Source organism: Deinococcus sp. (assembly GCF_018260405.1).
Lineage (GTDB): Bacteria > Deinococcota > Deinococci > Deinococcales > Deinococcaceae > Deinococcus.
In genome coordinates, this window is record NZ_JAGLBG010000087.1 from 1 (window position 1) to 10,164 (window position 10,164).

A 10,164-nucleotide genomic window follows, 5' to 3' on the forward strand; every position below is an offset into this window, starting at 1 on the left:
TCGCTAGGGTAAGCTGCGCGTTCCACCGTTAAAGCCTAAAACATTTCCCATGGTTAGGGCCTCAGACAGCCTCTAAGCCGCTTAAGCATGGCTATGCGCCCAAAAGCTTGTTCCGTCGGGGATTGGATACCCTCAGGAAAGCCATTGGGAATCTGGCCTGGGGCAAAAAGCCCGCTAGGACGAGGTTCAGGTACCTTCTCGCTACTTTTGTACCCTAGAGAGCAGGCCGCCAGGATAAAAGCCTGTTCATTTCCAAATGGCATCACACTGATGAAAGCTGCGGAAATCAGTGACTGGCCCGATCCGCTCGGGGCGCAATTCCTGCACGCCACTTCCATCGGCATTCAGTGGGTTCCAAACGGCCAGCCCTGCGCCGTTAGGATCGCCGGTGCGGGCAAAATTAGCCCAGTAAGCTCGCATGGTGCGTCCCAGATCGAGCTGCTGGGGCGTAAAGGCGTCCAGATTCACCAGCTCGTTGGAGGTTCCCAACACGAACGGGATTTCTACCGAGTGAAACGCGCCCAGAGAAGGCAGACCTGGGGTCGGGGACGCCCGGACAGGCACGCTGCGGTCACGGAATTCGTAGGCGTAGACCGGTACAGCGTGGCTACGGCTGCGGGCAAGGTCACTGGTGGGACAGGCGAAGGCCTGGTCGGTGCTGGCGGCGGCCAGGGCCAGGGTGCGAGTACCGTACGCAGCTGCCGTGTAGTGAAACAGGGATGCCAGCAGATGACCTTTATTCAGCAGGTAGCTGCCGCCCAGATACTCCCACAGATTCAGGTCGCGTTCCGGCTTCACGATGAACGCCGCAAAGACCCGCGCTTCATCCAGGTTGCTGCCGATCAGCAGCGGTACTTTCAGCGCCTGAGCCGTAGTGAGCGCCTGGGCGGGAGCTTGCGGCAGGGTTGGATCTCCGTACAGCGGCGCAAAGGGAACCGTGCCAGATTTGGGCGGACGGGTCAGCGCCAGTTTCTCGGCGGGCAGCTGGCGCAGGCAGGCCACGTCATTCGGGTCACAACCCAGTGTTTTGATGGCAGCCGCGCTCTGATTGAAGGCCTCCTGGCGGGATACCGTGACCCCAGCCGATGTGCAGGGGCCGCTTTCTATGATGGCCTTATCAAAAAGGCCCTGCGCTCCTGGCATAACCAGTTGGTCGCAGATACTCATTCCGCCCGCCGACTCGCCAAAAACCGTAATATTGTGGGCATCTCCGCCAAAGGCCGCGATGTTATCACGCACCCATTGCAGAGCCAGTTGCTGGTCGAGCAGGCCGTAATTTCCCGCCGAGCCGCCTTGTGTCAGAGTGGGAAGCGCCAGAAAGCCCAGTGCGCCCAGACGGTAATTGATGGTCACTACGATCACATGTTGCTCACGCGCCAGCGGACTCGGGTCATAGTCGCTGCCTGCGCCAGTTTCAAAGCTGCCACCGTGAAGCCAGATCATCACCGGTAGGTTCTGGGCCGTGTGTGACGCGTAGATATTGAGAGAGAGGCAGTCCTCGTTGCCGCGTACCTGGTTAGGGTGACCACTGAGGGTCTGATTCTGCGGGCAGACATGACCAGGCTGCTGGGCTGGGCGCTCGGCGGTCCGCTCCTGCGAGAAAAAGCCCGCGGGCGAGGTAACGCCACGTGTTCCGGCACTGGGTTTTGCTAAAGATGGCCCCTGCACAGCCACCGGAATCGCCACCGCTGAGGTCAAACTCAGCGGCTGGCAATGGTGGCAGGCGCACGGCGTCGCCAGCGTGGAACTGGTGCCAGCCGGATATGACCACCTGACCTTTACCGACCGCCGGGGCAGTGCCGCGCAACTGGAGTGGCAGGGTCGACTGATAGCAGCCTGGCTGGACGGCTGGCTGAAAGATGACCAGGCCGCGCTGAGCGCCTTTAGCGCCGCACCGCTCCAGCTGCGGCTTAGCCAGCATTACCGCTCAGCGGTCTTTGTGCCCAATTTTTACTGACCCCGGTTGAATGGTTTGCAAAACCTCTCAGCCCGAGCCGAAAAGAAACGGCTTCCGGGTGGTCAATGAAACAGACGGCAGTCCGTATGAGAAGTTCTTGGGAGCGCGGCTTCACTTCCCCTACCAGCACCTACCACCGGTTCTTCGTGAACCAAAGGTGGACGGTTTATGAGTGTTCTGAGCGTTAATCCCTACTTGACAGTTAAATATTTAAGTGATTTAGTGACTCTGCATGACGGGGGTGGTACTGCCCAGGCCCTCTAAGGAGAACTCTATGACTCAGAACACTGTAAAGATCGCCGTCGTTTTTTATTCCACCTACGGAACGGGTCTCGCCATGGCCCGCGAAGCCGCCGACGCCGCCCGTGAAGCTGGCGCAGAAGTGCGCCTGGTGCGCGTGGCCGAAACCGCCCCTGAAGCCGTCGTGAACGGTCAGGACGCCTGGAAAGCCAACCTGGAGGCCATGCAGGACATTCCCGTGGCCACCCCCGCCGACATGGAATGGGCCGATGGCTACATCCTCAGCAGCCCCACCCGCTTTGGTGGCACGGCCAGCCAGATGCGCGCCTTTATTGACACGCTGGGCGGCCTGTGGGCCAGCGGCAAGCTCGCCAATAAGACTTTTAGCGCCATGACCAGCGCCCAGAACGTCAACGGCGGCCAGGAAACCACCCTGCAAACCCTGTATATCACCGCGATGCACTGGGGAGCCATTCTGACCCCTCCCGGCTACACCCACCCCGGCATCTTCGCCTCGGGCGGCAACCCCTACGGCGCAAGCGTGACCGCCAACGGTGAAGCCCTGAGCGACACCGACAAGACCAGCATCCGTCATCAGGCCGAGCGTCAGGTTCAACTGACCGGCAAACTCAAAGGCTAAAGAAGCTTCCAGCGACAGTGACGCGGGTTTGGGAACATCGCCCAAACCCGCATTATTTTCACCGTTACCTATTCGCTCTGCTTCGCAGCTTTACACGTCCGTTCGGGGTAGAGGTGCATCATGATCCACTCTGCACCCGGCAGCTCCTTAGCTCCGCTCAGTTAAGGCCTATTTCATTCAAGTTAAGAAGGAGAAACCATGTTTGACAATTTCCCCAAAAACGTGAAGGCCGCACCTAGCGAAAAGCTTCTGACTCCCGACAACACCGTTTTCCTGCTCATTGACCATCAGCCGCAGATGTTCTTCGGCGTGCAGAACGCCGACCATCAAATGGTTCTGAATGCCGCCGAGGGTATGGCGAAAACGGCCAAGATTTGGGATATCCCCACGGTGCTGACCACGGTTGCCGCTGAGACCTTCTCCGGGCCGCTTGTTTCGCAGATTCAGCAGGTGTTTCCCGACAAGACGCCCATTGACCGCACGACCGTCAACGCCTGGGAAGATGAGCGCGTGGTGGAGGCCATCAAAGCCAGTGGCCGCAAAAAGATTGTCCTGGCGGGCCTCTGGACGGAAGTCTGTGCGCTGCTGCCTACCCTTTCGGCATTGGAGCAGGGCTACGAAGTGTATGTGGTGACCGACGCATCGGGCGGCGTGAGTACTGAAGTGCATAACATGGCCATTTCGCGTATGCGTGACGCCGGAGCCGTGATGGTGACCTGGATGCAGGTGCTGCTGGAACTGCAACGCGACTGGGCACGTCAAGAAACCTACGACGCTGTGATGAAAGTTCTGAAACAACACGCTGGCGCTTACGGCATAGGCGTCTTCTACGTCGAGAACTTTCCCGCCAAAGCCAAGGAATAAAGCTTCTTTCGAGTCTGCCGCGCCCCAGTTCTATTCCGTGACTTGGGGCCTTTTCTAGAATTGGAGAAACCATGAAAGATAACTCTCGCCTCATGCTGGCTGCACTATCGCTGCTTACCGTGAGCACCGGTCTGATAGATGCGGCTACGGTGCTTGGGAGCAGCGTTTTTGCGGCCAACATGACTGGCAACCTTGTTTTTCTGGGTTTCTCGTTGGGCGGCTCATCCGACTATTCGGTGCCCTCTTCGCTGGCAGCCATTTTCGGGTTCCTGCTGGGGGCTTTTGTGGCCGGACGCCTTATCCGGGACAAACTCACCGCCAGGAAAGCGGGCCTTGCACTGGGGATTCAAACTGTTTTTATCCTGCTGGGCGCGGGTCTGGCGTGGCTGACAAAGGCCGGGGAAAGCGACAGCTGGGGCCGTTGGCTGATGCTGATTTTGCTTGGTGTGGCCATGGGCCTGCAAAATACGGTTTCTATCAAAAAATCTGCTCTGGATGATATGAAAACTACCGTCATGACCCTAACGCTGGCGGGCATGGCCGCTGACCTGGGACGCGGCAAGACGGATAAGCTGGGTGTGCGCCTGTTCTCGGTGCTGCTGCTGGTGGTCGGCGCGGTGACTGGGGCACTCATTTACTACTCGGCTGGGTTGGTGGCGACCATTCTGGCAACGGCGCTGTGTGTCGGGTTGACAGCCGCGCTGTTTGCAGTCGGGGAGGAGGAAAAAGTGTAAGAGCAGTGGGGGCGATCGATAGATGTGCGCCTCACCTTTCACCGGTCAGGTTCTCTACTCACACGGAGGAGCAATATGGAAAACGTACAGATGATTTTGAGAAACGGCAAAATCACCACGCTCGACAGCAAACGCCCCGAAGTCAGCGCACTGGCGATTCAGGATGGCAAGGTCATGGCGATTGGCGACGACAATGAAGTGCTGCGGCTGGCCGGTGAAAAGACGCGCATCATTGACCTCAGGGGCCGCCGCGCCATTCCTGGGCTGAACGACAGCCACCTGCACATTATTCGCGGGGGACTGAGTTACAACCAGGAGCTGCGCTGGGAAGGCGTGCCAACGTTGCACGAGGCGCTCGAGCTGCTACGCGACCAGGCCGAGCACACGCCCGCGCCGCAATGGGTGCGCGTGATTGGCGGCTGGACAGAGTTTCAGTTTGCCGAGCGGCGGATGCCCACGCTGGACGAACTGAACAAGGCCGCGCCCGACACCCCCGTCTTTTTGCTGCACCTGTACGCCCACGCGCAACTTAACCGCGCCGCGCTGGAAGCTCTGGGCTTCGACAAAGAGACCCCCGACCCCCCAGGCGGCAAATTCGAGCGCGACAGCCAGGGCAATCCCACGGGCCTGCTGCTGGCGACCCCCTCGGCGTCTATTCTGTATTCCACACTGGGCAAAACGCCCAAACTGCCCCTGGAAGACCAGATCAACTCTACCCGGCACTTCATGCGCGAACTTAACCGCCTGGGCCTGACTTCGGCGATTGACGCGGGCGGCGGCGGGCAGAACTACCCGGACGACTACGAAGTGGTCAAAAAGCTGCACGACGACGGCCACCTGAATGTCCGCATCGCTTACAACCTGTTTGCACAGAAGGCGGGCGAGGAACTGGACGACTACAAGAAGTGGACGGACATGACCTTTCCAGGCGACGGCGACGCTTTTTACCTGATGAATGGCGCAGGTGAAAACCTGACCTGGGCCGCAGGTGACTTTGAAAATTTCTATTATCCGCGCCCTGAACTGCCCGAAAAGATGGAAAAAGAGCTGGAGGCCATCGTGGAAGTGCTGGCCGAGAAGAAGTGGCCGTTTCGCATCCACGGGACTTACGACGAGAGCGTCAGCCGCTTTCTGAATGTCTTTGAACGGGTGGCCCAAAAGCAGCCGCTGCCCAACCGCATCATCTTTGACCATGCCGAAACAGTAAGCGAGCGCACCCTAGAGCGTATTCAGGCGCTGGGCGCAGGCATTGCCGTGCAGCACCGCATGGCCTTTCAGGGTGAGGTCTTTGTGGAACGCTACGGCGCAGAAGAAGCCAAACAAACACCGCGCATCAAGAAAATGTTGGAAATGGGCTTGCCTGTTGGTGCGGGCACGGACGCAACCCGCGTGGCTTCCTACAACCCCTGGGTATGCCTGCGCTGGCTGACCACCGGCAAGACAGTGGGCGGCATGACGCTATACGATGAGAACAACACCCTTGACCGCACCACGGCGCTGCGCCTGTACACCAAAGGCTCGGCGTGGTTTTCAGGCGAGCAGAGTAAGAAGGGGGCGCTGTCGGTAGGCGAGCTTGCTGACATCGCTGTGCTGTCGGACGATTACTTTGAAGTGGACGGTGACGACATTCAGTGGATCGAATCGGTTCTGACGATTGTTGATGGACGCATCGTCTACGCCGCTGCCGAATTCACAAGCGACGACCCCCCACTTCCCCCCGCCTCTCCCGACTGGTCGCCTGTCAAGCGCTACGGTGGGCATTGGCGACCCTCCGAGAACCGCAATGCGCCGTCAAATGAGCCACTCCAGAACAATACGGCTCTGTGCGGTTGCTCCAGCGCCTGCGGCATGCACGGCCATGACCATGCCTGGAGCAAGGACGTTCCTGTGCGCGATCAGGATAAGACGGCCTTCTGGGGGGCGCTGGGCTGCTCCTGCTTTGCGTTCTAAACGCCTATCCGGGAAATGCACGGATGGGAGCGACAGGAGCTAATTTGCGCCAGATGACGAGGCAGGCCGCCAGTTCGACGAACCCCAGATAGAGCTCCTGCTGCTTGTCCCATCGCGTCAGAAGGCGATGCCCTCTTTGGAATATGGGCCACCAGCCCTTCCATCTCAGCCAATGCACGACACGCCCGCGTGTCGTACCCACGATCCAGAACTGAAGAACCCTGCACTTTAGTGCAGGGTTCTTCAGTCTGGTCAACACCGATGAATACTCTATCTATAACCGAGTGACGGAGTGGAGTTATCGACACGTCACCGTGATTCACGGTGACGGTGAGTATGCCCGCGACGATGATGGAGACGGAACCAACGAGGTTCATGTCAACACCATTGAAGGTATATGGAGCTTACTCCGCTCATGGCTGCGCCCACACCGGGGAATCTCGCACCGATGGTGACCGCTCTATCTTGGATTCTTCCAGGCCATGCACAATCCGCGCCGACGCGGTCAGTCTCTTCTTGGCCCACTCCTGCCTCTATTGCTCACCTCAGCTCCCCGGAATCCACTATGAGCCTGAGATAAAAGCCTGCATACTCAGCTCTTTCATCAGGCCGTAAGGTCACATGATATTTTTTCTTTGTGCGCTTCCTCTCTTACCGCGATCTGGACACCGGCAAGCTGAAGCCCAAGCTGAAAAGGGTGCAAGAAGCGGTCGAGCGGGATGATTTCAGGACGCCCGATATCAAAAAACTCGCGCAGTGGCCCTATTACCGCGCCAAGCTGGATGACACCAACCGTGTGCTGCTAACCTTCGTGCGCCATGAGGCGGAGGGACAGCCGCCCGAAACCGTATGCCTGGCGCTGGAAATCATTCACCAGCACGCTTACGAGAAGTCGCGTTTTCTTCGCGGAGCCGCCATTGACGAGGCCAAGCTACCCGACTTCAATGTGGCCGCCGTCAACAGCGAGGCGCAGAAGGTGCATTATATCCACCCCAGCCGCAGCGAATTTCATCTGCTGGACAAGGTGATTTCGTTCGACGATACCCAGGACGCGGTGTACCGCACGCCCGCCCCAGTGATTCTGGTGGGGTCGGCGGGTAGCGGCAAGACCGCGCTGACGTTGCAAAAGCTGCGCGAGATGCCGGGACAGGTGCTGTATGTCACGCTGTCCAAGTTTCTGGCGCAGAGTGCCAGCGAACTCTACAGCGCCCACGGCTTTGAAAACGAGGCGCAGGAGGTCAGTTTTCTGAGCTTCGCGGACTTTTTACGCACCATCCGGGTACCGCAAGGGCACGAGGTCACGTTTGAAGATTTTCGCGGCTGGGTCACGCGCCAGCCGGGCCTGAAGGGCAACGACGCGCACCAGCTCTTCGAGGAATTCCGGGGCGTGCTGAGCAGTTCGCCCGCCGGAGCACTGAGCCGCGAGGAGTACCTGAGCCTGGGCATTCGCCAGAGCATTTACGGAGCCGAAACCAGAGGGGGCGTGTACGACCTCTTTGCCAAGTACCTGAACTGGCTGGGCGAGTCCGGCCTCTACGATTCCAGTCTACTGGCCGCCAGCTACCGTACCGAGGCCCAGCCCACCTATGATTTCGTCGTGGTGGACGAGGTTCAGGATCTCACGGCGGCGCAATTGGCGCTGATTTTGCACACCCTCAAGACACCGGGGCAATTCCTGCTGTGCGGCGACAGTAACCAGATTGTCCACCCCAACTTTTTCTCGTGGGCCGCCGTCAAGTCACTGCTGTACAAAGACCCCGAACTGGCCGAGCGGCAGAAAATCAGCGTGTTGCAGGCCAATTTCCGCAATTCCAGTCAGGTTGCGCGGGTCGCCAACGACATTCTGAAGGTCAAGCACGCCCGCTTTGGCAGCGTAGACCGCGAGAGCAATTTTTTGGTGCGGGCCGTCGCCAGCGAACGCGGCTCGGTCACCTTTTTGCCCGACAGCAAGCAGGTCAAAAAGCACCTCGACGACCAGACGCGCGACTCCACGCAGTACGCCGTGCTGGTGCTGCGCGACGAGGACAAGCCCGCCGCCCGTGAGGCCTTTGGCACGCCCCTGGTCTTCAGTGTGCACGAGGCCAAAGGGCTGGAATATCCCAATATCATCCTGCACAACTTTATTTCGGGAGCGCGGCAGACCTACGCCGAGATTGCCGACGGGGTCAGCCGAGACGACCTGAAGGGCGAGGAACTGGTCTACCGCCGCGCCAAAGACAAGGCCGACAAATCGCTGGAAATCTACAAATTCTATGTGAACGCGCTCTATGTTGCCGTGACCCGCGCCGTGAAGCGCGTGATTCTGGTGGAAAACGACATCCGTCACCCGCTGTTGCCGCTGCTGGGCGTGGAACTGGGCAACGAGGCCGAGCAGCTGCGGGTTAAAAAGGCTAGCCGCGATGACTGGGAGCGCGAGGCCCGCAAGCTGGAACTCCAGGGCAAAAAAGAGCAGGCCCGCGATATTCGCCGCCGGATTTTGCAGCAAAAGCCCGTGCCGTGGGAAGTCTGGACGCCGCAGGTACTGGCGAGGATGCAGGGCGAGGCGCGGCAGCACGCAGGCGACGTGAAAAAGGCCCGCGAACTGACCGACTACGCGCTGCTGACGCTGGACGACCACCTGCTGGAAGAACTCGCTGCGTTGAAAATCCGGCCCGCACAGTCTTTCCTGCGGAACAATGAAAAAGACCGCCGTATCCAGCGTCAGGCCATTGTGGATAAGTACCGCAAGCCCTACGAGACCGGTAACCTGCGGGCGATTCTGGCCGATACCGAGCGTTACGGCGTGGATTTCCGCACCCAGGAGAACCTGACCCCGCTGATGCTGGCGACCCTCAGCGGCAATCTGGAACTGGTGGACGCCCTGCTGGAACGCGGCGCGGACATTGGGCAGACCGACGTGCACGGGCGCACCCCGCACATGCTGGCGCTCTGGCGGGCGATGACTGATGAGGACTACGCCAGAACCAAGCTGGGCCCGCTGTGGGACAGGCTAAAGCCCACGCATTTGGATGTGCAGGTCGGCGGGCGGCTGGTCAGGCTCCAGGAGAGCGGCGCGGAGTTCTATTTCCTAAGCGTGATGCTGGCGCAACTGCCCACCTACACGTCACGTCTGAGGCACCCGATGCTTACGCCCCGTGACTTTCATGAGCGTGAGAGCGGCTTTTTCGTCAACTCACTGCGTCTCAATCTGGAACACTACCCCAAAAACGTGTTGCGCGAGCAGCGGCGCAAGCGGCCCTACTTCAACCATGTGATGGCCCGCTCCGAGGTGGACAGCACTTACGTCCCCGCGCGGCAGCTGTGGCAGCGGGTTAAAACGGGCTATTACGTCCTGAATCCGGAGATGTCCGTTGCGCTAGTGCTCGCACCGAATAGTGAACTGGAGTGGGTAGTGGTGGGGTTGCTGGCCGACGCACTGGGGCGTGGCTGGCTGAGCAGCTAGAGGCAGACTTATAGGGCCAGCTGCCGCCGGATCGGTAGTTGGCTGGAACTATGCCCGACACCACTGAAATGGGAGCGTCCTGGGCTTATCCCCGGACGTGTCGAAAGAGATTCCACTCCAGACTTTTATCTCAATGGAAAGTAAAGGGGAGAGGGCTAGAAAGTGATGTGCGCAAACACTCCTTGAAATGTCAAGGGTTTTGTGGAGGGTTAGTTCAGGTTGAGGGCTTGCTCCTCGAAGGCCACCGGGGACCGGTAGCCTAACGCTGAGTGACGGCGCTGACGGTTGTAGAACACCTCAATCCATTCAAATACCTCGCTACGGGTCTGATTGCGCC

At 59.4% G+C, this 10,164-nt stretch carries 8 protein-coding genes and 1 pseudogene; 7 read left to right on the forward strand and 2 right to left on the reverse strand.

Annotated features, from left to right (window positions below):
* Window positions 1–246: 246 nt before the first annotated feature.
* Window positions 247–1,698 (reverse strand): carboxylesterase family protein, encoded by a 1,452-nt coding sequence (locus QZ269_RS10460; protein WP_291426656.1) that lies wholly within the window; start codon window positions 1,696–1,698, stop codon window positions 247–249.
* A 43-nt stretch (window positions 1,699–1,741) separates the two neighbouring features.
* On the opposite strand from QZ269_RS10460, the gene QZ269_RS10465 reads away from it, so the two are divergent.
* The 7 genes and pseudogenes from QZ269_RS10465 to QZ269_RS10495 all read left to right on the forward strand — a co-directional run bounded on the left by QZ269_RS10465 (window position 1,742) and on the right by QZ269_RS10495 (window position 9,827).
* A complete protein-coding gene (locus tag QZ269_RS10465; protein ID WP_291426657.1) occupies window positions 1,742–1,957 on the forward strand; it encodes a hypothetical protein in 216 nt (71 codons plus the stop codon).
* Between the two features lie 274 nt (window positions 1,958–2,231).
* On the forward strand, window positions 2,232–2,837 hold the full coding sequence (gene wrbA, locus QZ269_RS10470) for an NAD(P)H:quinone oxidoreductase (protein WP_291426658.1): 606 nt from the start codon (window positions 2,232–2,234) through the stop codon (window positions 2,835–2,837).
* Between the two features lie 198 nt (window positions 2,838–3,035).
* Window positions 3,036–3,701, forward strand: coding sequence for a hydrolase (locus tag QZ269_RS10475; protein ID WP_291426659.1), 666 nt, complete (start codon window positions 3,036–3,038; stop codon window positions 3,699–3,701).
* A gap of 71 nt (window positions 3,702–3,772) precedes the next feature.
* The gene (locus QZ269_RS10480) at window positions 3,773–4,435 is read left to right on the forward strand and encodes a YoaK family protein (RefSeq protein WP_291426660.1); all 663 of its coding nucleotides are present in this window, start codon (window positions 3,773–3,775) and stop codon (window positions 4,433–4,435) included.
* A 75-nt stretch (window positions 4,436–4,510) separates the two neighbouring features.
* Window positions 4,511–6,385 (forward strand): amidohydrolase, encoded by a 1,875-nt coding sequence (locus QZ269_RS10485; RefSeq protein WP_291426661.1) that lies wholly within the window; start codon window positions 4,511–4,513, stop codon window positions 6,383–6,385.
* A gap of 248 nt (window positions 6,386–6,633) precedes the next feature.
* Window positions 6,634–6,828 (forward strand): annotated as a pseudogene (locus tag QZ269_RS10490) (transposase); the annotation flags it as partial.
* A 194-nt stretch (window positions 6,829–7,022) separates the two neighbouring features.
* Window positions 7,023–9,827 (forward strand): AAA family ATPase, encoded by a 2,805-nt coding sequence (locus tag QZ269_RS10495; protein WP_291426662.1) that lies wholly within the window; start codon window positions 7,023–7,025, stop codon window positions 9,825–9,827.
* Between the two features lie 209 nt (window positions 9,828–10,036).
* Here the strand turns inward: QZ269_RS10495 and QZ269_RS10500 are convergent.
* On the reverse strand, window positions 10,037–10,164 hold a 128-nt coding region (locus tag QZ269_RS10500; protein ID WP_291426663.1), incomplete at its 5' end, for an IS3 family transposase.